Genomic DNA, 23,169 nt, shown 5'->3' with positions numbered 1-23,169 from the left:
CTCTTAACCCGCTCGAAATGCCGCGCTTCCTAGGCTGATCGCCGAGCGTGCCGGCCACACCCGCGCCCGGCGCCCTTTCGGATGGCGCGCCCATGGCAGCGGACAAGGTGATCGCGGGCGGCCTCCCAACCTCCTTTCTCGATACCCTTCTCGTGCGGGCTCGGGCCCTGCGCGCCACGGCCGCCGTCTCGGCGCTCGGCGTGTTCGCGGTCCGCATCGGCGCGGCCGGGTTCGCCTACGGGGCGCAGGTCCTGATGGCGCGCATGATGGGCGGCGCGGAATACGGGATCTTCGCCACGATCTGGGTCTGGATCGCCATCCTCGGCCACACCGCGACTTTCGGCCTGTCCCAGGGCGCCTGCCGCTTCCTGCCCGCCGATCAGGCGACGGGCCGGCTCGACAGCGTGCGCGGCTTCCTGTTCGGCGGAGCGCTCGTGAGCCTCGGCGGGGGGCTCGCCCTGTCGCTCGGCGGCCTCGCCGTGGCCTTCCCGCAAGGCGGCCTGCTCGCCGGCCCCTACGGAACGCCGATCTTCGTCGCGGCCGTCGTCGTGCCGCTCTTCGCCTTCCAGGACTATCTCGAGGGCGTGGCCCGCAGCCAGGGCTGGCCGCTGCTCGCCATCGCGCCGCCCTACCTGCTGCGCCAAGCTCTCATCATGCTCGCGATGATCGGCGCCGTGCTCGCGGGCGCGCCGGCCGAGGCCTGGGTCGCCATCGCCTGCACGCTGGCGGCGACCGGCCTCGCGGCGGCGGTTCAGGCCGGGCTCCTGCTGGCGCGTCTGCGCCGCCACCTGCCGGCCGGCCCGCGCCACTACCGTTGGCGGCTATGGCTGACCGCTTGCCTGCCGATCGCGGCAGGCGACCTTGCCGCGAGCGCCTTCGGCTTCGTCGATGTCGTGATCCTCGGCTTCCTCGCAGCCCCGGAGGCCGTCGGCCTCTACTTTGCCGCCACCCGCATCCAGCAATTCGTGGCCTTCGTGCATTACGCGGCCTCCGCCACGACCGCCCAGCGCCTCGCCGCCGCCCGCGCGCGCGGCGACGAGGCCGGCCTTGCGCATCTCGTGCGCATGCAGGCGCGCTGGACCTTCCTGGCGACGGCGGGCGTCGGTCTCGCCATCGTCGCGGTGTCGCCGCTGCTGCTCGGCCTGTTCGGCGAAGGGTTTCGCGCCAGCCTTCCGGTTCTGGCGATCCTCGTCGCCGGCAGCGTCGCGGCGAGCCTTTTCGGCCCGGCCGAGGACGTGCTGACCATGCTCGGCGGCGAGCGGCTCTGCGCCGGAGTCACCCTGGCGATGCTGGTCCTCGCCGCAGGACTCTGCCTTGCCCTGGTGCCCTGGCTCGGTGTCGTCGGCGCGGCCATCGCGGTGGCGCTGGCGACCACGCTGCGCGGGCTCATTCTGGCGCTCGGCGCCCGGTCCCTTCACGGTCTCTCGACGCCGGTCGTCGGATTTCCCCAGCGGAGTGCCGCCCGGTGATGCGCGCCCCTTCCCTCTCCGGATCGTCGCGGGCGGCCGCCGAGCCCGTTGCCGCGCTCGCTGCCGAGGCGTCGGCCTGGGACGCGCTGGCGGTCCGAGCCGTCCCCGCGCATCCGTTCTACGCGCGGGCGGTCGTCGCGGCCCATTGCGATCATGGCCTGTGCCATCCCCGCCTCTCGGCGGTGGTCGTCCGTGACGGGGAGGCGATCACCGCCCTGCTGCCCTTCACCCTGCGCCCCGACATCGCCGGGCTCGGCGCGGCGATCGCGCAGCCCTTCCTCTCGCCCTACGTGACGGCGAGCGCACCCCTCGTCGCCGACGGTCCCGACCTGGAGGAGCGGCTCGACGCCCTGGTGGAAGGCCTGGCGCTCGCCTCCGGCGGCCGGCCCTGGCGCTGGCCGCTGCTCGCGACCGAGACCCGCCTCGGCCTCGGGCTGCTCGCCGCCATGGAGCGGGCCGGCTGGCAGACCGGCACCGTCGCGCATTTCGAGCGCCCGATCCTCGACCGGCGGACCGATTACGAGGCCTTCCTCGCCGGCCACCCGCACAAGAGCCGCCTCAAGGACCTGCGCCGCCGCCGCCGCCGCTTGGAGGAGGCCGGGACGCTCACCGTCGAGACCGCGACCGAGGGGGCGGCGCTGGAACGGGCGCTGGACGATTTCCTCACCCTCGAAGCGGCCGGCTGGAAGGGCGAGGCCGGCACGGCCCTGCGCAGCCGCCCGCGGACGGAAGCCTTCGCCCGCGCGCTGTTCCGGCCGGACGGTGGTCCCGTCACCGTCCGGGCCGACCTGCTGCGCCTCGACGGGCGCACGGTCGCGGCGAGCCTCGCCCTGGTCTCGGGCGGAACCGCTCATCTCCTCAAGACCGCCTACGACGAGACCCTGCGCGCCCAGGCCCCCGGCCTCGTGCTGGAGGACGCCATTGTGCGTGCCCTTCATGCGGAGGGCTTCGCCGCGCGGCTCGACTCGGCGACGATGCCGGGATCGGCGCTGGAAAGCCTCTACCCCGAGCGCGAGACCATCGCCGAGATCATTGCCCAGCCGCCGGGTGCCGGCCTGATCTCCCTGGAACGGCGCCTGCGCCTCGCCCGGTTCGAGCATCGTGCGAGGGCCGAAGCCAAGCGCCTGCTGCGGCGGGGCTGACGCGGCGGCGTCACCGGGCCGATTCAGCGCCCGGAGTTCTCGCCGTTGTTGCGCTGGACGCAGCGATAGCCGGCGAAGCAGTACGGATTGTCGAGGGTCGGCTCGAAGGCGGGCCGTGCCGTCACCTCGTTGCGGCAATCGCCGCTGTCGAGATGCACCGCCTCGTAGGCGTTCGGGCTTGTGGCAAGCACGACACGGCGCTGCCGCGCCACCAGGGCCTGCACCGTCCCGCAGGTGAGCGACGGGGTGAAGGGCCGCTCCTGGGCCGAGGCCGCCGTGCCGGCGAGGCCGACGACGCCGAGACAGAGGGCGTGGAGGAGCGAGAGCGTGCGCTGCATCGTCGTGGGGCCTGCCCGAGCCGGGAGGATGAGCCTCGGGGCGATCGCGGATTCTGTACCCTGAACCGCGCTCGCGCCATACCGGTTCTCGGCGCCTGCGGCCGGCGGTGGTGATACACGACCATGCCCGATTGGGCGGCAGCCTTCGATGCGCCGGTCTACCTCCACGCCCGCGACCGCGAATGGGTGATGCGCCCCGACGACCGCGCGGTGTTCTGGGAGGAGGATGAGCGCGCGCTCGCCCCCGGTCTGACCCTGCTGCGCCTCGGCGGCCACTTCCCCGGCGGCTCCGTGCTGCACTGGCGGGACGGGGCGGAGGGGCGCGGCGCGCTGCTCGCGGGCGACATCGTGCAGGTGGGCGCGGACCTGAAGACCGTCTCCTCCTGTGGAGCGACCCGAACTGGCTGCCGCTCTCCGGCGGCACCGTCGTCAGCTGCTCGGCGGCGCGCTACCGGGATCTCTTGGCGCAGGATCAGCCCTGACGTCTTCCCCGGCGCCGCCCCTGGCGGGTCTGGGGAACAGCATTGCCCCGGCCAGCGCACCGATGAGGGCGGCGAGGCCGAAGCGCCACCGCTTGCCCTGTGTGCCGGCCGTACCCGTTTCGGTCGTCGGCATCGGATCGCCTCATGCAAGACCGTGAGGAGGGATCGGGTCTTCGCCCACGACCTCTATCACTCCCGCCGCGAACCCGGCCACCGATGCCAGCGCGAAAGAGCGGTGTGCCGGGGGTTGCGGATGGCCCGCGACGGATCGGGCGCCCGGCCGCGAAGACGATCGAACCGTAGCCGTCACCGCTCCGCGTTGCCTCGGAGTGGTCGCGCAGCCTATAAGCGGAGCCCCCGACACATCCCGCGCGGCGTCGAGGATCCTTCTTGCGTGAAGGAGCCCTCCGCCCGCACGAACGAGAAGACGATCCCGCCATGGCCGGGCATTCCCAGTTCAAGAACATCATGCACCGCAAGGGCCGCGTCGATGCGGTCCGCTCGAAGGTGTTCAGCAAGCTCGCCCGCGAAATCACGGTGGCGGCCAAGCTCGGCACGCCCGATCCCTCGATGAACCCGCGCCTGCGCGCCGCCATCCTCGCGGCCCGGGCGGAGAACATGCCCAAGGACAACATCGAGCGCGCCGTCAAGAAGGCCGTGGGCGGGGACGGCGAGAACTACGAGGAGATCCGCTACGAGGGCTACGGCCCCGGCGGCGCCGCTCTGATCGTCGAGGCGCAGACCGACAACCGTAACCGCACCGCCTCCGACGTGCGCTCGGCCTTTACCAAGTCCGGCGGCAGCCTCGCCGAGACCGGCGCCGTCGCCTTCATGTTCGACCGCGTCGGCGTCATCGCCTTTGCGCCGGACGTGGCCGACGCCGACACGATGCTGGAGGCTGCGATCGAGGCCGGCGCCGATGACGTGCGCTCGGATGGCGAGGGCCACGAAGTCATCTGCGCTCAGGACGCCTACGGCGACGTGTCGAAGGCGCTGGAAGGCCGCTTCGGCGAGCCGCGCCGGACCGGCCTGATCTGGAAGGCGCAGAACACCATCGACGTCGATGACGAGACCGGTGAGAAGCTGATCCGCCTCGTCGAGGTGATCGAGGATCAGGACGACGTGCAGAACGTCTACGTCAACTTCGCCCTGTCCGACGCGCTGGTGGAGAAGATGGGCGCGTAGGCCGACGCCTGCGCGCCGTTCCGACGGCGCGTCTCTCCGGTGGCGGCGAGGCGATGTCCGGCCGCCGAACCAATCTGCCGATTTGTCGCGCGGAACGTCGAGGTCCGTGCGCTATATGCCCTGCGGGGTCGGCGTTGAGCCGGCAATCGATGATGCGCAGGGCTTCCCTTCTCGACCGATGCAGGACCGCCCGCTCATCCTCGGTATCCACGGCCTCGCCAACAAGCCGCCTAAGGAAGAGAAGCAGGCGTGGTGGGCCGAAGCGATCCGCGAGGGTCTCCGGCGCAACCTCGGCGCGGATCCCCGGAACCTCTCCTTCGATTTCGTCTACTGGGCCGACCTGCGCTACGACGTGCCGCTCTCCGAGGACAGCAACCGGGAGCCCTACTACCCCGCGCGGGGGAGGGGACCGTTTCCGAGCGCCGACGGCGTCTGCGTCCCGACCCTGACCGACCGGCTCTACCGCATCGTCGAATGGGCGCAGGAGAAGACCGGACGCCTCGTCCTCGACGATTTCATCATCGAGCACCGGCTCGACGACCTATGGGGCTACTACGAGGACGCCGCCTTCCGCGAGGCCGCGCGCGACCGCCTGCGGGCGGCGCTGGTGGGTCATGCCGGCCGGCCGCTGCTGCTCGCAGCCCATTCCATGGGCTCGCTCATCGCCTACGACGTGCTGCGGCAGCTCGAACGCGACGGGCGCTGTCCGCGGATCGACCACTTCGTCACCCTGGGCGCGCCCCTGGGCTTGGCCGAGATCAAGCATCGCCTCGCCGAGGAGCACGGGGCCTTGCGCGTGCCCTACGCCGTGGCCCGCTGGAGCAACCTCGGCGACGCGAGGACGTGGCGACCGTCGGCACGACGCTGGCCGAGGCCTATGCCCCGAACCTGGCGGGCGTGGGCGTGATCGATCGTCCCGTCCTCAATACCTATCGGCGCCCGCGCGGCAGCGTGAACCACCACAAATCCTACGGCTACCTGCGCACCCCGGAATTCTCTGAAGTTGTCGCGGCGTTTCTCGACAGAGAGGAGGCGGCGGCCTCCGTCGAGATGTCGGATGCCGGAAGCGCCTGAGGGGCGTGCGACGCGGCCCGATCCTCGCCGTCATCGCGAGCGGTCGGCGCTCCGAGGGTGACGGACGAGGCTCACGCCAGCCGCCGCCGCCGCTCCACGAGTTGCATGATGATCGGTGTGAGGATGAGCTGCATCGCCAGATCGAGCTTGCCCCCGGGGATGACGATGGAGTTGGCCCGGCTCATGAAACTGTCGTGGATCATCGAGACGAGATACGAGAAATCGATCCCCTTCGGATCCTTGAAGCGGATGACCACCATCGATTCGTCGGCGGTCGGAATCCAGCGGGCGATGAAGGGGTTCGAGGTGTCCACCGTCGGCACCCGCTGGAAGTTGATGTCCGTCCACGAAAATTGCGGGCAGATGGTCTGCACGTAGTCCGGCATCCGGCGCAGGATCACGTCGGTGACGGCCTCGGTCGAGTAGCCGCGGGTCGAGCGGTCCCGGTGCAGCTTCTGAATCCATTCGAGGTTGATGACCGGCACCACCCCGATCTTGAGGTCGGGATAGCGGGCGAGATCGACGTTCTGATCGACCACGCAGCCGTGCAGGCCCTCGTAGAACAGCAGGTCCGAGCCGGGCTGGAACGGCTCCCAGGGCGTGAAGGCGCCGATGGGCACGCCGTAGCGCGCGGAATCCGCCTCGTCGTGGGCGTAGTGCCGGGTGCGGCCGGTGCCGGATTCGCTGTAGCTCCGGAACACCTCCTCCAGCTCGGGCAGGAGGTTGGCGCGGGGCGCGAAATGGCTCAGCGTCGGCTCGCGCGCCATCATCGCCCGCATGGTGTCGCGGTCGTGCGCGTGGAAGCCGTCGCCCTCGATGTAGACGGCGCTGACATCCTCCCGACGGAAGATCTGCTCGAAGGTGTTGCGGACCGAGGTGGTCCCGGCGCCCGAGGAGCCGGTGACCGAGATGATGGGATGACGCGCCGACATGGGCTTGCTGATGTGAGGACGCTGACGCTCTAGCTGCGCATCAGGCCGCGCTGGCCGAACAGGGGGGAGCGGCCGGCACTGGGCTGGCGGCCGTCATAGTACTTGGCCACGCACTCGACCTCCTCGGTGGAGCCGAACACCAGGGGCGAGCGCTCGTGGATCTTGGTGGCCACCCGGTCGAGGATGCGGCCCTGGCCGTCGGTGGCGGCGCCGCCCGCCTGTTCGATCAGGAAGGCGATGGGGGCGGTCTCGTACAAGAGGCGCAGGCGGCCCTGCGCGTAGCCCTTCCGGTTGTCACCCGGATACAGGAACACGCCGCCACGGATCAGGACGCGCTGCGCATCCGCCACCAGGGCGGCGGTCCAGCGCATGTTGAAGTCGCGGTCGCGCGGGCCTTCCGTGCCGCGCAGGCAATCCTCGATGAACGACTTCACCGGCCCGTCCCAGTGGCGGACGTTCGAGGCGTTGATCGCGTACTCGTTGGCGGAGGGCACGATCTTCATCGCGTCGTGGGTGAGGCGGAAGACCTTGTCCGTCCGGTCGAGGGTGAAGATGCGGGTGCCGTTGCCGAGCGTGACCACGAAGGTCGTGGCCGGGCCGTAGACGACGAAGCCGGCGGCGGTCTGTGTGGTGCCGGGGGTCAGGAACGAGGCATTGGGATCCTCGCCCTGCGTCACCGGGCGGATGCCGAAGATGGTGCCGACCACCATGCCGACGCCGATATTGGACGAGCCGTCGAGCGGGTCGATCGCGACGGCCAGCGGCGCATCGGCCTTCAGCGTCACCACGTCCTCGGCTTCCTCCGAGGCGACCTGCGCCACGGGAGCCTCTTCGAGGGCCTGCATGAACCGCTTGTGGGCGATCACGTCGAGCGCCTTCTGCACGTCGCCGTCGCTGTTGTGTTCGCCCTGGGCGGCGAGATCGCCGGCCAGCGACCCACGTCCCACGGTCTCGCTCACGTCGATCGCGGCGGCGGCCAGCGCCCGGATCGTGGCGGCGGTGTCGGCCAGCGAGGGATCCCGCGCGACTTCGGCGTCGAGATGATCGTCGAGGGATGACCCGTAGGGCTTCGTCATCGTTCTGAGGCTCGCTCCCGTCGAAGCCGCGCTTAACATAAGGTCCTGCGCGGCGTTCTTGTCGGCCATGCGCGCGCGAAGGCGTGCAGGTCCATCTCACGCCATGATACGCTGTGGCGAGGCGGCAGCGCCAGACGGCACGAGACGGCTGTCGAAAGATTTCTAAAAAAACTTGTGGTGCCCCGCAAAAAAACTAAAACCGGGGCATGCGCAATCTCTCGCTCAAGCAGCTTCAGGCGGTCGCCGCGGTCGCACGGCTCGGCACCATGACGCGGGCCGCGCAGGAGCTCAACGTCACCTCCGCCGCGCTCTACGCACGCATCCGCCAGCTCGAGGAGGAGGCGGGCCTTCTCCTGTTCGACCGCACGCCGACCGGCCTCAAACCGACCGATGCGGGCCGCGAGATGCTGTGGGCGATCAACAGCATCAACACCGTGCTGGAAACCTGCACCGACCGCCTGCGCACCCTGAAGGGCGGCGGCGGCGGCCGGGTCGGCCTCGGGGTCGTTTCCACGGCGAAGTATTTCGCGCCGCTCGTCATCGCCGGCTTCATGGAGAGCCATCCGAAGGTCGAGATTTCGCTCACCGTCGGCAACCGCCAGGACACGATCGAGGCGCTGCGCAACTACGACATCGATTTCGCGATCATGGGCCGCCCGCCGCGGGACTTCGCCATCGAGGCGGAGACGTTCGGCCCCCATCCCCTGGTGCTGATCGCCGCGCCCGACCACCCGATGGCGGGGCGGCGCGGCCTGACGCGGGCGGATCTGGCCGAGGAATCCTTCCTCGTCCGCGAGGAGGGCTCGGGCACCCGCTCGGTCTTCGAGGAATTCATGAACGGCGTGATGATCCGCCGGGCCAAGCTCGGGATCGATTCCGGCTCGAACGAGACGCTGAAGCAGGCGGTGATGGCGGGCCTCGGCATCGCGCTCCTGTCCGGTCACTCGGTGGCGGCGGAGGTGGCGAGCGGGCGCCTCGTCCTCCTCGACGTGGAGGGCCTGCCGATCCGGCGCGACTGGTACGTCGTGCGCCGCGCCGACAAGGTGCTCGGTCCGGCCTCCGATGCGTTCTGGGACTATCTCGCGCAGGAGGGGCGCCGCTTCCTGCCGAGCATTCCCGGCGATTTCTTCCCGGAGGAGCCGGCTGCCGCGCCGCCGCTCAAGGCGGTCCGCAGCCCGGCCGAGGCGGGCGAGTGAGTGTGCCGATGGAGACGATCGTCATCGCCGGGGCGGGGCAGGCCGGCTTCCAGGCCGCCGCCTCGCTGCGGGAGGCGGGGTTTTCCGGCAGCCTGAGCTTGGTCGGTGAGGAGGCCGCGCTCCCCTATCAGCGCCCGCCGCTGTCGAAGGCTTATCTCGCCGGCAAGACCGATGACCGCGGCCTGCTGCTGCGGCAGGAGAGCTTTTTCGCCGAGCACCGCATCGAGCACCGGCCCGGGATACGGGTGACGGCGATCGACCGCGCCGGGCGCAGCGTCCGGCTCTCGGACGGCGAGGATCTGTCTTACGACCATCTCATCCTGGCGACGGGCACCCGCAACCGGGCGCTGCCGGTGCCGGGGGCCGATCTCGCAGGCGTGCACCAGCTTCGCTCCCTCGACGATGCCGATGCGCTTCGTGCGGCGATCGGGGGCATCCACCGGATCGTCGTGGTGGGTGCAGGCTTCATCGGCCTCGAATTCGCGGCGGTCTGCGCCGCCCGCGGTCTCTCCGTCACGGTGATCGAGGCGGCCGAGCGCGTCATGGCGCGGGCGGTCTCGCCCGAGACCTCAGCGGCGTTCCGCAGCTTCCACGAGGAGGCCGGCGTCACGTTCCTGTTCGGGGCGGGCGTCACTGCCATCGAGGGGGAGGGGGGACGGGTTGCGGCCGTCCGCACCGCCGACGGGAAAAGCCTGCCCGCCGACCTCGTGCTTGTCGGCATCGGCGTGGTGCCGAACCAGGAACTCGCGGCGGAGGCCGGGCTCGCCGTGCGCGACGGCATCGAGATCGATGCCTTCCTGGCAACGAGCGATCCGGCGATCTCGGCGATCGGCGATTGCGTGCGCTTCCCCAGCCGTTTCGCCTCCGGAATGCCCGGTGGCGACCGGGTGCGGATCGAATCGGTGCAGAACGCGGTCGATCAGGGCCGCTGTCTCGCCGCGCGGCTCACCGGGCGGCCCGCGGCCTACGACGCGGTGCCGTGGTTCTGGAGCGATCAGGGGCCGCGCAAGCTCCAGATCGCCGGGCTCGCCGCACCGACTGACGCGAGCGTCCTGCGCCGTGCCGGCGCCGGCTTCTCGGTGTTCCGCTTCCGCGATGATGCGCTCAGCGCCGTCGAATCGGTGGATCGGCCCGCCGACCATATGGCGGCCCGCCGCCTGCTGGCCGCGGGCAAGGCGCTGACGCCGGAGCAGGCTGCCGATCCGGGCTTCGACCTCAAGGCCCTGGCGACGGGTTGAGGCTCTGCCTCAGCGATCGTTCTCGGTGGTGAGCTGATCGAGCCGCGTGCCCTCGTCGCCGCCCCGCTGCTGCTCGGACAGCCGCACGCCCGGCGTCGCGCCGTTGGTGAAGACGACGCCGCCCTGCATGAGGGCGCTGCGCAGAGCCTCGACCTGGCCCGAAGCGGGATCGCCCGTGCCGGCCTCGAACCCCTTGATGAAGCCTTCGTCCAGCCCCGAGCGGCGGGCGAGATCCGCCTCGGACCAACCGAGCAGGCCGCGGGCACCCCGGCACTGGGCCGCATTCATCGTATTGGGCAAGGCTCCGCTCGACACACCTTCATCCGATCCCGTCAAACCGCTCTCCTCGATCCTTGGCAGATACCACCCCACGCCACGGGGCACGGGATGGTTCAACGGTCCGACGGGCCGGTTCGTTTCGGCGAAGCTTGTGAGAAACGGCGTTTCGCCTGCCCCGAAGACTCGTCGGGCGAGGATTCCTGCCGCACAAGGCTCGCGGCGCATCGAAACGGACGGGATCGGCGCTGAACCGGGTCTCGGGCCGGTCTTGACCATAATTGTGCTTGAATCTGTGCCGATTCCCCCTAGCGCCCAGGACCGGCTGCCGAGAGGGAGCGCGGCCCGAAGGATACGGAGCAAGCGCCGGCTCGGCCCAATCATCGGGCGAAGAGCCGAGCTGCTGGCCAAGTGGGGCTCCGGGGTGAAGCAGTCGAGCAGACAGGGGGCTGAACGATGAACAGGATGCTGACCGCCGCGCTGGCCTGCGCGGTTGCCGCGGGCGCGCTCGCGGCCGTGCCGGCTGCGGCGCAAATGGGCATGGGCGGCAATCCGTCCGGTTTCGGCGCGGGCAAGCAGCCCGATAAGAAGCCGCAATACGTCCCCGGCGCGAAGCCGACGGAGAAGATGTTCCCTCTCGGCTCGATGTGGACCGCCGTCAGCATGAACGGCAAGCCGTTCACCGGTGCCGACCGCCCGAGCTTCATCATCGACGCGCAGTACCGCGCCCGCGGCTATGGCGGCTGCAACACCTTCACCGCCACCGCCTTCCCCCTGCGCGAACAGCACCTCGCCGTCGGTCCCTTGGCGCTCACCAAGAAGACCTGCGACAAGGCGCTGGCGGCCACCGAGCAGGCCTTCCTCGTCGCCCTGCGCACGGCGGGCAAGTGGGACCTCGACGGTTCGCAACTCGTGATCCGCAGCCAGAACGGCGAGCTGCGGTTTGATCGGGCCCTGTAGGCGCCCCATTCTCGAACAGCGCGCCGGTTCCTCGGATGCGCCGGCGCACGATCGTTTTAAGTCCCCGTTGACGACGATTCGCGGACGGGCGCCCGGATTCATCCTCCGTCAGTCTCCCACGCCGCTTCCTCGCTCTCCCCGGTCGCGCTCCGCGCGGCCGCTCAGGCGGAGAGACGGAATGCGGATCGGCCGGGTTCACCAGCGCGTCGTCCCGAAGGTGCGGCCGGCGGCCTCCCACGCGGCGCGTTACGACTTCGTCCGCGCCCATCACGAGGGTGCGGCGACCCTGGCCGCCCTCGCCACCAGTTCGGGAATCGGCATCCTGATCCTCGCCACCCGCTTCCTCGTCGCCTGACCCGCGATCTCGGACCGTAACAGGTGCATCGATTCGGAGTGATCAGGATGACAATACTGTCGTCCGGCGGCGAAAAAGGAAAATAAAATTCTCCGCTAAAGCTCAGCCGTGCGCAGTCCGTGTAAAGACTGGTATCCGCCCGGCGTGAAGCTCGACGGAGCTTGCGAAATCGGCTACGCGTCGCCGCAGCGGACCACGCTTCGGCGGGAGCGCTAAGTTTCTGGTTTCGCATCGGCTTTGTCCCCCTGGCGGTCGTCTTCCTTCGGGCCGATGTGAAAGCCTTTCGTGTTGGCGCGCGCTCCTGCACCGGGCCGGTGGCCGTTGCGGCGCGGGAGCGCTCAGGGAGCGGACAGACGATGACAGACACCTCGACTCCGGACACCGTGCGCAAGCCCGGACACGGCCGCGTCTACGGCTCGATCACCGAGACCATCGGCAACACCCCGCTCGTGCGCCTCAACCGGCTCACCAAGGAGCGGGGCGTCGATGCCGAAATCCTGCTCAAGCTCGAATTCTTCAACCCGATCTCGAGCGTGAAGGACCGCATCGGCGTCAACATGATCGACGCGCTGGAAGCCTCCGGCCGGCTCAAGCCCGGCGGCACGCTGGTCGAGCCGACCTCGGGCAATACCGGCATCGCGCTGGCCTTCGTCGCCGCCGCCCGCGGCTACCGCCTGATCCTGGTCATGCCGGAGACGATGTCGGTGGAGCGGCGCAAGATGCTCGCCTTCCTCGGCGCGCAGCTCGAACTGACGCCGGGCGCGCAGGGCATGAAGGGCGCGATCGCTCGCGCCGAGGAGCTGCTGCGCGAGATCGATGGCGCGGTGATGCCGCAGCAATTCTCGAACCCGGCCAACCCGGAGATCCACCGCAAGACGACGGCGGAAGAGATCTGGAACGACACGCAGGGCCAGCTCGACGCCTTCGTGGCGGGTGTCGGCACCGGCGGCACGGTGACCGGCGTCGGCGAGGTGCTCAAGCCGCGTCTGCCCGGCCTCAAGGTGTTCGCGGTGGAGCCGGTGGACAGCCCCGTGATCTCCGGCGGCCAGCCCGGCCCGCACAAGATCCAGGGTATCGGCGCAGGCTTCATCCCCGACAACCTGCACACCGACATCCTCGACGGCGTGCTCAAGGTGTCGAACCAGCAGGCGATCGACACCGCCCGCGACCTCGCCAAGTTCGAGGGCATTCCCGGCGGCATCTCGACCGGCGGCAACGTCGCGGCGGCGCTGGAACTGGCGGGCCGCCCCGAGTTCCAGGGCAAGCGCATCGTCACCATCGCCTGCTCGTTCGCCGAGCGCTACATCTCCTCAGTGCTCTTCGAAGGCATCGGCTAACACGCGTCGCGCGGTGCGGGTCTGCGACGGACCCGCACCGCAACTCCTCCGGTCCCGGATTGTTGTCCCGGTCAGATCAGGAGGACGAAGAATGACGGAGACTTCCCCCGACCGGCCGTCGCTGAGGGCGTTCGACGCCTATGCGGATCGCAACGGCCAGGATTTCGGCACCGATTCGCCCCTCGATATGGGCGTCCCCTCGCGGACCCAGGCGGACCTGAAGAGCAATCCCGACGGGACGGCCGAGACCGCGCGCATCGCCTCCGGCACGGAGCGCCAGGGCCAGGACGCGGTGGACCAGACCGAGGCCGAGACCCCGGCGGAGAATCTGCGCCGGATCTCCGATCCGTCTCCCCGTTCCGAGCCCGACGCGACGGCGCAGGAGGCGATCGAGCGCGCCACCGCTGCCGTCGGCCAGGAAGAGCCGCCGCGTCATGGCAAGCATCTTGGCGAGCATGATGGGGGAGGCCGTGATGGGAAATGAGAACCGGCCCGACGAAGACCTGAGCAACACCGGCACCCGCAAGCCCGACGAGGCGGTCGGCTCGCCCGGCCCCCATCCGGCGGGCGGCGGCCACCAGACCTCCGAGCAGGCGGCGATCACCGGGCAGGGGGGCGGCGGGCGCTCCGATGCCGAGCGGCACGGTGAATGGGGCGAAAGCGCGGAAGGGGCCGCGGCCGGACGCACGCCGCCCGCGATCGGCGGTTCGTCCGGTGGCCATTCCGACCGCAAGGCCTCGACCGGCCCGCGTGAGGGGGAGCCCGTCGCGGGCGAGCCCGACCGGGCCAAGCACGCCTGAGCCGCCCCGGCCCCGATTCCCAGAGCATTGTCCTGGATCTCAGATCCAGGACGATGCTCTGGGTTCCTGTCTTTGCATCATCTTTTTCCGAAAGCCGGCAACCGCCTTGCGGGACGATGCTCCAAAGGGAACACGACGATGGACAAGCAGAACGGCGACGACCGCGAGACGGATCGGGAGCACCGGGACGGGCACAAGCCCGCCAACAGCGCCCCCGACGCGGTCAAGGATCCCAACGAGAAGACCGACGGCAAGCCCGGTGTGCCGGCACAGGGCGACGAGACCGATCCGGGGGCGGGTTGACCGCGCCTCCGGCGTGGCCTTGCCGGCTCAGGCAGCCTGCCGGGGCGCCTCGTCCAACAACTCGTCGGCGGGGCCGAAGAACTCGAACCGGACCCGCTCCGCCGGGACGCCGGCGCGGGTCAGCCCGTTGGCCAGGGCGGCCAGGAAGGGCTTGGGTCCGCACAGGTAGTAGGTCGCACGCTCCGAGGGCGTGTTCGAAACGAGCCACTCGGCGGTGATCAGCCCCTCGCGGTCGAAATCTTCGCCGGGCCGGTCCTGCGGCTCCGGCTCCGCGTAGACGATGTGGGCCGACAGGGTCGCTCGGTTCGCGACGAGGCCGCGCACATGCGCGCGCATCGCGTGGACCCGCCCGTTCAGGGCACCGTGGACGAACCAGGCCGGGCGTTCGGGCGTCTCCGCGGCGATGCTCTCCAGCATGCTGACCATCGGCGTCAGGCCGACGCCGCCGCTGACCAGAACCACCGGTTCGGCGCTCTCCCGGTCGAGGAAGAAGTCGCCGGCGGGTGCGGCGACCTTCAGCACGGTTCCGGCCTTCGCGTCCGCGTGCAGCCAGTTCGAGACGAGTCCGGCCGGATGCGCCGTTGCAGCCTCGCGCTTGACGGTGATGCGGTAGGCGCGATCGTTCGGTGCGCAGGAGATCGAGTAGTTCCGCTTCAGCACGCCTCGGCCCGGCAGGTCGACGCGGAAGCCGAGATACTGCCCCGGCTCGTGGCGCAGCACGGCGCCGCCGTCAGTCGGGACCAGCACGAACGAGTGGATCGTCTCGCTTTCCGGGGTGACGCTCTCGACCACGAAGTCGCGCCAGCCATTCCATCCACCGGCCTTGGTCGCCTGATCCCGGTAGATCGTCGCCTCCCGGCCGATCAGCAGCTCCGCCAGGAACCAGTACGCCTCGCCCCAGGCGGTGAGAATCTCAGGGGTGGCCGCCTCGCCGAGCACATCACGGATCGCCGCGAGCAGGGCGTCGGCGACGTGCGGATAATGCTCCGGCAGGATGTTGAGCGCGACATGCTTCTGGGCGATGCGCTCTACCGCGCTCGTCAACACGCCGAGGTTGTCGATGTTGCGGGCATAGGCCAGAACGGCGAGGGCGAGGGCCTTGGGTTGCGAGCCGGTTTCGCCGTGGTGCGACTGGTTGAAGAGGTCGCGGATCTCCGCGTTCTCGAACAGGCGCTCGTACATGCGCCGGGTGATGGCGAGCCCGTGCGTTTCGAGAGCCGGAACCGTGGCTTTGACGGTGGCGACGGTTTGGGGCGAGAGCGGTGCGGGCATTGTCGGATCCAAAGATTCATTCGACATGAATCTTTTGTCGCAGCTCTCGAAAAGATGCAAATGAAATGTACCTTATAGGTCGCTCGGACCCGCCATGCGCCTGACCCGCTACACCGACTACGCCCTGCGGACCCTGATCTATGTCGGCCTGCGCGAGCCGAAGCAGAGTTCGATCGCCGAGATCGCGCGCGCCTATGGGATCTCGGAAAGCCACCTCACCAAGGTGGTGCATCAACTCGGCCGGCTCGGGCTGATTCAGACGATTCGGGGGCGGGGCGGGGGCCTGCGCCTCGCCAAGCCACCGAAGGAAATCGTCATCGGTGCCGTCGTCCGCCAGACGGAGGACGATCTCGCCCTGGTCGAGTGCTTTTCCTCAGGGTCTTGCGCCATCACCGCGCCCTGCCGCCTGCGGCGGGCACTCGGTGAGGCGCTGGCAGCCTTCATGGCGGTTCTCGACCGCTACACCCTCGCCGACCTCTTGGGCGGCGCGGAGGGCGACGAGATCGCGCGGCTGCTCGGCCTGTCCCCATCCACCACCGTCCCGGCGGAGGTGCCGGCTCCCGAGTGAGGTTGGCCGGGATCCCCTACGCGGCCGCCGCTTCGACCCGGTTCCGGCCGAAGGACTTGGCGCGGTAAAGCGCGGTGTCGGCGCGCTTGAGCAGGTCGGCCGGCCCCGTATCGCTCGCACGTCGCACGGAGACGCCGACCGAGACGGTCACGCCGATGTCGCGCGTCCCGCCCTCGATGGCGAAGGGGGTCGCCTCGATCCGTTCGCGGATGCGCTCGGCGATGGCGCGGGCATCCGGCAGTTCGGCGCCGGGCACCACCATCACGATCTCCTCGCCGCCGTAGCGGGCGAGGATATCCATCGGCCGCACATACTGGCGGATGCGCTCGGCGAAGGCGCGCAGCACCTCGTCGCCGGCCTCGTGGCCGTAGGTGTCGTTGATCAGCTTGAAGCGGTCGATGTCGAGGAGCAGGCAGGCGAGGCCCTTCTGATGCAAGGCCGCCTCACCGAAGACCGGCCCGAGATGGCGGTCGAGGTAGCGCCGGTTGTGCAGGCCGGTCAGGTCGTCGGTGATCGCGAGTTCCATCGAGGCCTGGAGCGCCCCGCGCAGCGTCTCGGAGAAGCGCCGCCGCCGCACCTGCGTGCGCACCCGCGCGATCAGCTCGTTGCGGTCGACCGGGCGCAGCAGGTAGTCGTTGACGCCGAATTCGAGGCCGCGGGTGATGCGCGTTTTCTCGTGCATCTCGCCGACCATGATCAGCGCCATGCTGCGGGTCCGCTCCAGCGAGCGGAGCTGGCCGCACAGGCGCAGCCCGTCGAAGCCTTCGAGATCGAGGCTCACCAGGGCGAGATCGAAGCCTCCCTCGGGCGCCCGCACCAGGGCGCGGTGCGGGTCGGTCTCCACGGTGACCTGATGGTGTTCGGAGAGCGCCGTGCCGATGCGGTCGATGGCGCTCGCCCGGTCCTCCACGAGGAGAATGCGCGCACCCTCGCCGGTATCGGCCGCGGCGAGAACCAGGGGGTCGGGGCCGCCGATCTCGCGCGTCTCCAGGGCGCGCGAGCGCAACTCGTCCGTCACCGCCTTCAGCCGTACGAGGCTGCGCACCCGCGTCATCAGCGCGGTGTCGTCGATAGGCTTGGTCAAGAAGTCGTCGGCGCCCGCATCCAGGCCCCGCAGCCGGTCGGCGGGCTGATCGAGGGCGGTGACGATTACCACCGGCAGATGGGCGGTGGCGGGATTGGCCTTGAGCCGGCGGCAGACCTCGAAGCCGTCCATGCCCGGCATCATCACGTCGAGGAGAACGACGTCGCATTCGCCCTTCTCGCAAATGGCCAGGGCGTCTGGCCCATTCATCGCCACGACCACGTCGAAATACTCGAGAGACAGTTTCGTCTCGAGCAGCCGGACGTTGGGGTAGAGATCATCCACGATCAGGACGCGAGCGGACATCGTTCCTCCGAGGCGCGGCCTTCAGGACCGCGACGGCATTCAGTCCGAAGAGGTCTCAGGGAGCGCCGTCATCGCCAATGTACCGACGGACCGTTGCCAAAAACTTCGCAACCGAGATCGGTTTGGACAAATATGCCTCGCATCCGCCTTCACGAATGCGTTCCTCGTCGCCCTTCATTGCAAAAGCGGTGATGGCGATCACGGGAATGTTACGTAGGTCGTCATCGTCCTTGAGCCATTTTGTCACCTCCAGGCCCGAGACTTCGGGAAGCTGGATATCCATGAGGATCAAGTCTGGGTGGTGCGCGCGCGCGAGTTCAATCGCCTCGATACCGTTGGCGGTTTTGAGGGTCGCGTAGCCATGCGCCTCCAGAAGATCGTTGAAGAGCTTCATGTTCAGCTCGTTGTCTTCAACGATGAGAACGGTTTTCTTCATGACCTGCTCCGGCGCGGTCGCGATGGCGTTCCAACCCGTGGCCCGGCCCTCTTACTCTCTTAAACTGCTACTCGTTGATGAAACGCAAACTTGATCATAGTGATGGCCCGAGCGAGCGTCTCGCGGTCGAGGTGCTCGGATGGCTCGCCGCCGACGAGGACCGGCTGTTCCGGTTCATCGCCGCGAGCGGCCTGGAGCCCGGAACGCTGCGCGAGAGCCTGCACGATCCCGGCTTTCTCGGCGCCGTGCTCGACCACGTCATGAGCGACGAACCGTCGCTCCTCGCCTGCGCCGAGGCGCTGGAGGTGAAGCCGGAGCGGATCGCCTCCGCTTGGCAGCGCCTGCAGCCGCCGCCTTTCGACGAGGGCGGTTGAGGCGGTTCGGTCTATCCTATCGGGCCAGTTCCCGCAGCCCGAGCCGGATCAGGGTCTTGGCCTCTACCGTCCCGGCCTCCTCCCCGAGGCCCTTCAGGGCGGCGGCGATGGCGGCCGAGGCCTGAATCTGGGCATAGCCGAGGTTGACCAGGGCCGAGATCGCGTCCGCGACCGGTTGCGGCGCGGTCCTGTCCTCGACGGCGCCGGTCAGGGCGATGAGCGCCGGATCAATGGGACTGAAGGCGGGCGCCTTGTCCTTCAGCTCGGCGACGAGACGGGCCGCCAGCCGCGGGCCGACACCGGGGGCGCGGGCGACGGCACCCTTGTCGCCGGTGGCGATGGCGGTGGCGAGCTGTGCCGGCTCCAGCACCGAGAGCACGCCGAGCGCCACGCGGGTGCCGACCCCCTGCACGGTCTGGAGCAGGCGGAACCACTCCCGCTCGGCATCGACGCGGAAACCGTAGAGGCGGATCATGTCCTCACGCACATGCGTCTCGATGGCCAGATCCGTCGCCTCGCCGGGCTTCGGCAGGCGCTGCAGAGTGCGAGCAGAGCAGTGGACGACGTAGCCGACGCCGTTCACGTCGAGGATGACGAAATCCTCTCCGTAGGAATCGACGATTCCCTTGAGCTTGCCGATCATGTGAACCGTCGATCCTCGAAGGGTCCGTTGCCGCGCTTGGCCTAAGGCCATATCCGTCGTGGCGGCACAACCGACAAGGTGACCGCATGAAGCGCACGCTCGCCCTCGCCGCCCTCCTGCTGGCGGGTTTCGCATTCGCCGCGCCCGGCGGTTCCCAGGCGCAGGAGGCCGCCAAGGGAACGGCACCCGCCCTGACCAAGGATCCGGGGCAGGTGAAGGCCGGGCGCTACCGGCTCGATCCGGCGCATGGGAAGATCACGTGGTCGATCAACCATCTCGGCTTCTCGACCTATTACGGCCAGTTCACGGAGGTGTCGGGCGACCTCGTTCTCGATCCCGCCGCGCCGGCCAAGAGCAGTCTCTCCGTCAAGATCGGCACCGGCAGCGCCAACGGGCTCAACGACAAGCTCAACGCGCACCTCAAGCAGCCGGACTTCCTCGACGTCGGGACGTTTCCCGAGGCGACTTTCGTCAGCACGTCGGTCGAGCCGACGAGCCCGACGACGGCGCGCGTCAACGGCACCCTGACCCTGCGCGGCGTCTCGAAGCCGGTCTCGTTCGACGCCACCTTCAACCAGGCGGGCGTCAACCCGGTCGATAAGATCTATTCGGTCGGCTTCGACGGCTGGACGGTGATCAAGCGCTCCGAGTTCGGCGTGAACGCCTTCCTGCCGCTGCTGGGCGACGAGGTGTCCCTCCGGTTGGAGGGTGAGTTCAAGCTTCAGTAAGCCGCGGAAGCGGGCCGCGGGTTTGCGGCAACGCTTCGTTCACGATATGTGCCGTACCGGATCGATGCTCTGAAGGAGGCCGAGGCCATGACCACGGACGTCCGCATCCTCGGCATCGATCCCGGCCTGCGCCGCACCGGCTGGGGCCTGATCATGGCGCGCGGCAGCAAGCTGTCCTACCTCGCCTGCGGCGTCGTCACCTCGGACGGCGACCTGCCGCTGGCGTTGCGCCTGCGCGAACTGCACGAAGGTCTGACCCGCATCGTGACGACCTACACGCCCGACGAGGTCTCGGTGGAGGAGACCTTCGTCAACAAGGACGCGCAGGCGACGCTCAAGCTCGGCCATGCCCGCGCCGTGGCGCTGCTGGTGCCGGCGCTGGCCGGGCTGCCGGTGGCGGAATACGCCGCCAACCTCGTGAAGAAGACCGTGGCCGGGAACGGCCATGCGGAGAAGGTGCAGATCCAGGCGATGGTGAAGTTCCTACTGCCGAAGGCGGAGTTCAAGCTCGCCGACGCAGCGGACGCGCTGGCGATCGCCATCACCCATGCCAGCCACCGCGGCGCGATCGCCCTCGACCGCCGCCACCCCGTGGCCGCGGGCGGCGGACCGGGCGCGGCGCGGATCGCCGCGGCGCTGGCACGGCTCGACCGGTAGGATCGATCGGCCGCGATACCGCGGTTCATCGCCGACGGGTCTGCGTGACGGGGGCGGCCCTCCCGAACGCGGAAAAAGACGGCCATCGGCCGGCTTCCGGACAGTTTGGGAATTGAACCGCCGGACCGCCGGTGTGGTGGTCCACCGTACCACCCCACCGAGGGATCAAACACCGAGCGGGCCTGCCCCGAATGCTCCTGGCCGAGCTTGCCTCTAGCCTTTGAGGTCGAGCAACACCTTGCCGACTGCCTCGCGGCGGACGAGCACCCCGAGCGCCTCCGCGTAGGCGTCGAGCGGATAGACGCCGTGCACCTTCACGGTGAGTTTGCCCTCCGCTGCCCAGGCGAGCAGCCGGGCTTGGTTGGCCGCATGCGCCTCCGGCTCGCGCTCGACGAAGGCACCCCAATGCACGCCCTGGACGTCGATGCCCTTGAGCATGATGACGTTGAGGGGGAACTTCGGAATCTCGCCTGCGGCGAAACCGATCACGAGGAAGCGCCCCTTCCAGCCCAGCGCGCGCATGGCCGGCTCGGCCAGATCACCGCCGACCGCGTCGTAGACCACGTCGATTCCGCGCTCGCCCGCGAGGCGCCGCAATTCCTCGCGCAGGTTGTTCGCCTTGTAGTCGACGAGGTCGTCGGCGCCGTGGGCGCGGGCGGTCTCGAGCTTTTCAGGCGAGGAGGCGCAGGCGATGACGCGCGCCCCGAGCAGCTTTCCGAGTTCGACCGCCGCGAGCCCGACGCCGCCCGAGGCGCCGAGGACGACGAGCGTTTCGCCCGGCCGGATGCCGGCGCGATCCCGGAGCGCGTGGAGCGTGGTGCCGTAGGTGATCGAGAGCCCGGCGGCGACGGCGTCGGACACGGCATCCGGCACCCGCGCGAGGCGCTTGACCGGAACCGCGATCCGCTCGCGGGCGGTGCCGTGGCTGAGATGGACCATCACCCGGTCGCCGACGGAGAAGCCCTCTGCGCCAGGGCCCAAAGCCTCGATCACGCCGCAGGCCTCGCCGCCGGGGGAGAACGGCAGTTCGGGCTTCACCTGATAGCGGCCGGCGATGATGAGCGTATCGAAGAAGTTCAGCGCCGCGACCCGCACCCGCACCAGCGCCTCGCCGGGGCCCGCCACCGGATCGGGCAGGTTCTCGATGGCGAGATCCTCCGGCCCACCGAGCCGGCTGCACACCAGGGCCTTCATTCCGTGCCGTCTCCCTCACATCGCCGGTCGTCCCGCATCATCGCCCCCGACGAGCGGGAGCGGTGCCGCGTTCGACGACGGTCATGCCCGCTCGTTCGCGGTGAGCGCAAGATGCTCACGCCCGCTCGTAGGTTCCTGTCAGCAGACCCTTGGCGATCACGTTGTCTCGAAGCGCGTCGAGCAGGGCGCCGCGGCCCGGCGAGCCGGGCAGGGTCGCGGGGCGGGCCAGCGCGAAGACCTGGAACAGGTAGTGGTGCGGCCCGTGACCGGTCGGCGGGTCCGGCGGCAGCCACCCATCCTTCTGGAAGGAGTTGCGGCCCAGATCATGCCGGGCGCCGTCACCGGCCGGGCTCGCGAAGTCGCCTTCGACGAAGCTCCGGTCCTCAGCGTGCAGGTTCCAGGCGATGAGGTGGACGAAGGGGTGGGGGGAGGGCGCGTCCGGATCCTCCACGAACAGGACGAGCGCCGCGGTCCCGTCCGGCACGCCGGCGACGGCGAGCGGCGGCGAGAGCCCTTCGCCGTCCGCAGTGTAGCGGGCGGGGATCGGGGTGGTGTCGGCGAAGGCCGCGCTCGTCACGCGGAGCGTGGCGGGGGCCTCGGCCGCCACCGTGTGGAAGGCGGCCTTCTCCGCGCCGGCCCTGAGGCCGGAGAGAGCCTGACCGACGGCATGCGGCAGCTTTTCGAGCATGGTTCGAGGATCTCCGTTCCGCCCGGGAGATCCCTCAACGAACACCCGCCCGCTTCGTTCAGGCGGGGCGGTGCGCCGCGATCATGTAGTTCACCCCCGTGTCGCGGCTCGCGCGCCAGGAATCGTTGAGCGGATTGTAGACCACGCCGGTCGTGTCGGTGACGGTGAGGCCGCCCGCCGTGATGTCGGCGGACAGCTCCCGCGGCGTCACGAACTTCTCCCAATCGTGGGTGCCCCGCGGCAGCCAGCGCAGCACATACTCGGCACCGACGATGGCGAGCGCGAAGGAGCGCATCGTCCGGTTGATGGTGGCGGCAAACAGCAGGCCGCCGGGCTTCACGGTCGTGCAGCACGCGCGCAGAAAGCCCGCGCGGTCGGAGACGTGCTCGACCACTTCCATGGCGAGCACGATGTCGAAGCGTTCGCCGCGGGCGGCCACCGCCTCGATGGTCTCGTCGCGGTAGTCGATGGTGAGGCCTTCCGCTTCCGCATGGGCGCGGGCCGCCGCGACGTTGCCGGTCGCCGGGTCGAGCCCGGTCACGCTCGCACCGAGCCGGGCCAGCGGCTCGGACAGCACGCCGCCGCCACAGCCGATATCGATGACGCTGAGCCCTTCGAGGGGAAAGGGCGCCGCCGGGTCGCGGTCGAAGAGGCGGCAGGCCTCGTCGCGGATGTAGCCGACGCGGACGGGATTGAACTTGTGCAGGACGGCCATCGGCCCGCGCTCGTCCCACCAGCGCGCCGCCAGGGCGTCGAAACGCGCCACTTCGTCCCGGTCGATCGAGGTCCCCGTCATCCGGCTCACTTTCGCATCGTTTGAACCTATGGCAGCGCAATCGCTTGAACGCGGTTGCGCTGTTTTCCGGTTGGCCTCAAGCGCCCGCGGCCGCCTCTGCGGCCTCGGCTCTCGCTCCGCTTCTGTGTTCGAGCGACCGTTCCGGTCCTCGAACCCGCTCCGCGGGGCGCTCTTCGCGCCCGGAATGAAGGGCCGGCACTCTGCGAGCGATGGCCCTGGTCCTGCCGTCCGATTGACACGGCCGGGGGGCCCTTGTACCC

The 23,169-nt window shown here is 69.6% G+C and carries 26 protein-coding genes and 2 pseudogenes; 17 read left to right on the top strand and 11 right to left on the bottom strand.

The genetic code is table 11. The features are described 5' to 3' along the window. Positions 1-92 precede the first annotated feature (92 nt). Both Y590_RS03735 and Y590_RS03730 read left to right on the top strand, forming a co-directional pair. A complete protein-coding gene (locus Y590_RS03735; RefSeq protein ID WP_060768705.1) occupies positions 93-1,469 on the top strand; it encodes a lipopolysaccharide biosynthesis protein in 1,377 nt (458 codons plus the stop codon). Next, the gene (locus Y590_RS03730) at positions 1,469-2,611 is read left to right on the top strand and encodes a GNAT family N-acetyltransferase (RefSeq protein WP_060768704.1); all 1,143 of its coding nucleotides are present in this window, start codon (positions 1,469-1,471) and stop codon (positions 2,609-2,611) included. The genes Y590_RS03735 and Y590_RS03730 overlap by 1 nt, the downstream gene beginning before the upstream one ends. A gap of 23 nt (positions 2,612-2,634) precedes the next feature. On the opposite strand, the gene Y590_RS03725 is transcribed toward Y590_RS03730, so the two are convergent. Further along, positions 2,635-2,949, bottom strand: a complete 315-nt coding sequence (locus Y590_RS03725; RefSeq protein WP_060768703.1) for a hypothetical protein — start codon at positions 2,947-2,949, stop codon at positions 2,635-2,637. A 114-nt stretch (positions 2,950-3,063) separates the two neighbouring features. On the opposite strand from Y590_RS03725, the pseudogene Y590_RS27525 reads away from it, so the two are divergent. From Y590_RS27525 to Y590_RS03715, 3 genes and pseudogenes are all read left to right on the top strand, one after another. Continuing rightward, positions 3,064-3,431, top strand: a pseudogene (locus tag Y590_RS27525) (MBL fold metallo-hydrolase); the annotation flags it as partial. 438 nt (positions 3,432-3,869) lie between these two features. Further along, entirely contained in the window at positions 3,870-4,616 is a 747-nt protein-coding gene (locus Y590_RS03720) for a YebC/PmpR family DNA-binding transcriptional regulator (protein WP_060768702.1), read from the top strand. A 178-nt stretch (positions 4,617-4,794) separates the two neighbouring features. Beyond that, positions 4,795-5,690: pseudogene (locus Y590_RS03715) on the top strand (hypothetical protein). A 71-nt stretch (positions 5,691-5,761) separates the two neighbouring features. Here Y590_RS03715 and Y590_RS03710 read toward each other — a convergent pair. Next, positions 5,762-6,622, bottom strand: a complete 861-nt coding sequence (locus tag Y590_RS03710; protein ID WP_060768701.1) for a phosphoribulokinase — start codon at positions 6,620-6,622, stop codon at positions 5,762-5,764. 29 nt (positions 6,623-6,651) lie between these two features. After that, complete coding sequence (locus Y590_RS03705) at positions 6,652-7,698, bottom strand: class 1 fructose-bisphosphatase (protein ID WP_060768700.1); 1,047 nt, start codon at positions 7,696-7,698, stop codon at positions 6,652-6,654. Between the two features lie 206 nt (positions 7,699-7,904). Between Y590_RS03705 and Y590_RS03700 the strand changes: the two genes are divergently transcribed. Together Y590_RS03700 and Y590_RS03695 are read left to right on the top strand one after the other, a co-directional pair. After that, entirely contained in the window at positions 7,905-8,894 is a 990-nt protein-coding gene (locus tag Y590_RS03700) for a LysR family transcriptional regulator (RefSeq protein WP_060768699.1), read from the top strand. Further along, on the top strand, positions 8,891-10,132 hold the full coding sequence (locus Y590_RS03695) for an NAD(P)/FAD-dependent oxidoreductase (RefSeq protein ID WP_060768698.1): 1,242 nt from the start codon (positions 8,891-8,893) through the stop codon (positions 10,130-10,132). Before Y590_RS03700 ends, Y590_RS03695 begins: the two co-directional genes overlap by 4 nt. 9 nt (positions 10,133-10,141) lie before the next feature. On the opposite strand, the gene Y590_RS03690 is transcribed toward Y590_RS03695, so the two are convergent. Beyond that, the gene (locus Y590_RS03690; protein WP_060768697.1) at positions 10,142-10,420 is read right to left on the bottom strand and encodes a helix-turn-helix domain-containing protein; all 279 of its coding nucleotides are present in this window, start codon (positions 10,418-10,420) and stop codon (positions 10,142-10,144) included. Positions 10,421-10,864: 444 nt separating this feature from the next. Here Y590_RS03690 and Y590_RS03685 point away from each other — a divergent pair, with 444 nt between their 5' ends. The 6 genes from Y590_RS03685 (at position 10,865) to Y590_RS26945 (ending at position 14,163) form a co-directional block, all read left to right on the top strand. Beyond that, the gene (locus tag Y590_RS03685) at positions 10,865-11,368 is read left to right on the top strand and encodes an META domain-containing protein (protein ID WP_060768696.1); all 504 of its coding nucleotides are present in this window, start codon (positions 10,865-10,867) and stop codon (positions 11,366-11,368) included. Between the two features lie 178 nt (positions 11,369-11,546). Then, a complete protein-coding gene (locus tag Y590_RS26950; protein WP_012252670.1) occupies positions 11,547-11,723 on the top strand; it encodes a hypothetical protein in 177 nt (58 codons plus the stop codon). Between the two features lie 356 nt (positions 11,724-12,079). Next, a complete protein-coding gene (cysK, locus tag Y590_RS03680) occupies positions 12,080-13,060 on the top strand; it encodes a cysteine synthase A (RefSeq protein WP_060768695.1) in 981 nt (326 codons plus the stop codon). A 91-nt stretch (positions 13,061-13,151) separates the two neighbouring features. Then, positions 13,152-13,544 (top strand): hypothetical protein, encoded by a 393-nt coding sequence (locus Y590_RS03675; protein ID WP_060768694.1) that lies wholly within the window; start codon positions 13,152-13,154, stop codon positions 13,542-13,544. Then, positions 13,534-13,860, top strand: a complete 327-nt coding sequence (locus Y590_RS03670) for a hypothetical protein (protein ID WP_060772138.1) — start codon at positions 13,534-13,536, stop codon at positions 13,858-13,860. The genes Y590_RS03675 and Y590_RS03670 overlap by 11 nt, the downstream gene beginning before the upstream one ends. A 138-nt stretch (positions 13,861-13,998) precedes the next feature. Further along, positions 13,999-14,163 (top strand): hypothetical protein, encoded by a 165-nt coding sequence (locus Y590_RS26945; protein ID WP_193763268.1) that lies wholly within the window; start codon positions 13,999-14,001, stop codon positions 14,161-14,163. A 27-nt stretch (positions 14,164-14,190) separates the two neighbouring features. Here Y590_RS26945 and hmpA read toward each other — a convergent pair whose 3' ends face one another. Continuing rightward, positions 14,191-15,435 carry an NO-inducible flavohemoprotein gene (hmpA, locus tag Y590_RS03665; protein WP_060768693.1) on the bottom strand — a complete coding sequence of 415 codons (1,245 nt, stop codon included), beginning with the start codon at positions 15,433-15,435 and terminating at the stop codon, positions 14,191-14,193. 94 nt (positions 15,436-15,529) lie between these two features. Between hmpA and Y590_RS03660 the strand changes: the two genes are divergently transcribed. After that, positions 15,530-16,003, top strand: coding sequence for an Rrf2 family transcriptional regulator (locus Y590_RS03660; RefSeq protein WP_060768692.1), 474 nt, complete (start codon positions 15,530-15,532; stop codon positions 16,001-16,003). A 16-nt stretch (positions 16,004-16,019) separates the two neighbouring features. On the opposite strand, the gene Y590_RS03655 is transcribed toward Y590_RS03660, so the two are convergent. Both Y590_RS03655 and Y590_RS03650 read right to left on the bottom strand, forming a co-directional pair. Continuing rightward, a complete protein-coding gene (locus tag Y590_RS03655; protein WP_060768691.1) occupies positions 16,020-17,393 on the bottom strand; it encodes a PleD family two-component system response regulator in 1,374 nt (457 codons plus the stop codon). A gap of 55 nt (positions 17,394-17,448) precedes the next feature. Beyond that, the gene (locus Y590_RS03650) at positions 17,449-17,829 is read right to left on the bottom strand and encodes a response regulator (protein WP_003599942.1); all 381 of its coding nucleotides are present in this window, start codon (positions 17,827-17,829) and stop codon (positions 17,449-17,451) included. A 77-nt stretch (positions 17,830-17,906) separates the two neighbouring features. Here Y590_RS03650 and Y590_RS03645 point away from each other — a divergent pair, with 77 nt between their 5' ends. Continuing rightward, a complete protein-coding gene (locus Y590_RS03645; RefSeq protein WP_060768690.1) occupies positions 17,907-18,203 on the top strand; it encodes a DUF3572 domain-containing protein in 297 nt (98 codons plus the stop codon). 16 nt (positions 18,204-18,219) lie between these two features. On the opposite strand, the gene ruvA is transcribed toward Y590_RS03645, so the two are convergent. Then, positions 18,220-18,846, bottom strand: a complete 627-nt coding sequence (gene ruvA, locus Y590_RS03640; RefSeq protein WP_060768689.1) for a Holliday junction branch migration protein RuvA — start codon at positions 18,844-18,846, stop codon at positions 18,220-18,222. 86 nt (positions 18,847-18,932) lie between these two features. Between ruvA and Y590_RS03635 the strand changes: the two genes are divergently transcribed. Together Y590_RS03635 and ruvC are read left to right on the top strand one after the other, a co-directional pair. Next, positions 18,933-19,574, top strand: a complete 642-nt coding sequence (locus tag Y590_RS03635; protein ID WP_060768688.1) for a YceI family protein — start codon at positions 18,933-18,935, stop codon at positions 19,572-19,574. An 87-nt stretch (positions 19,575-19,661) separates the two neighbouring features. After that, on the top strand, positions 19,662-20,231 hold the full coding sequence (ruvC, locus tag Y590_RS03630) for a crossover junction endodeoxyribonuclease RuvC (RefSeq protein ID WP_060772137.1): 570 nt from the start codon (positions 19,662-19,664) through the stop codon (positions 20,229-20,231). 213 nt (positions 20,232-20,444) lie between these two features. On the opposite strand, the gene Y590_RS03625 is transcribed toward ruvC, so the two are convergent. The 3 genes from Y590_RS03625 to ubiG all read right to left on the bottom strand — a co-directional run bounded on the left by Y590_RS03625 (position 20,445) and on the right by ubiG (position 22,918). Continuing rightward, positions 20,445-21,425 (bottom strand): NADPH:quinone oxidoreductase family protein, encoded by a 981-nt coding sequence (locus Y590_RS03625; RefSeq protein ID WP_060768687.1) that lies wholly within the window; start codon positions 21,423-21,425, stop codon positions 20,445-20,447. A gap of 115 nt (positions 21,426-21,540) precedes the next feature. Continuing rightward, complete coding sequence (locus tag Y590_RS03620; RefSeq protein WP_060768686.1) at positions 21,541-22,113, bottom strand: YbhB/YbcL family Raf kinase inhibitor-like protein; 573 nt, start codon at positions 22,111-22,113, stop codon at positions 21,541-21,543. 58 nt (positions 22,114-22,171) lie between these two features. Then, complete coding sequence (gene ubiG, locus Y590_RS03615; protein WP_201026763.1) at positions 22,172-22,918, bottom strand: bifunctional 2-polyprenyl-6-hydroxyphenol methylase/3-demethylubiquinol 3-O-methyltransferase UbiG; 747 nt, start codon at positions 22,916-22,918, stop codon at positions 22,172-22,174. Positions 22,919-23,169: the final 251 nt, after the last annotated feature.

This window comes from Methylobacterium sp. AMS5, from assembly GCF_001542815.1.
Lineage (GTDB): Bacteria > Pseudomonadota > Alphaproteobacteria > Rhizobiales > Beijerinckiaceae > Methylobacterium.
The sequence above is the reverse complement of the archived record's forward strand: the minus strand, read 5'-3'. Positions and strand labels throughout refer to the sequence as shown.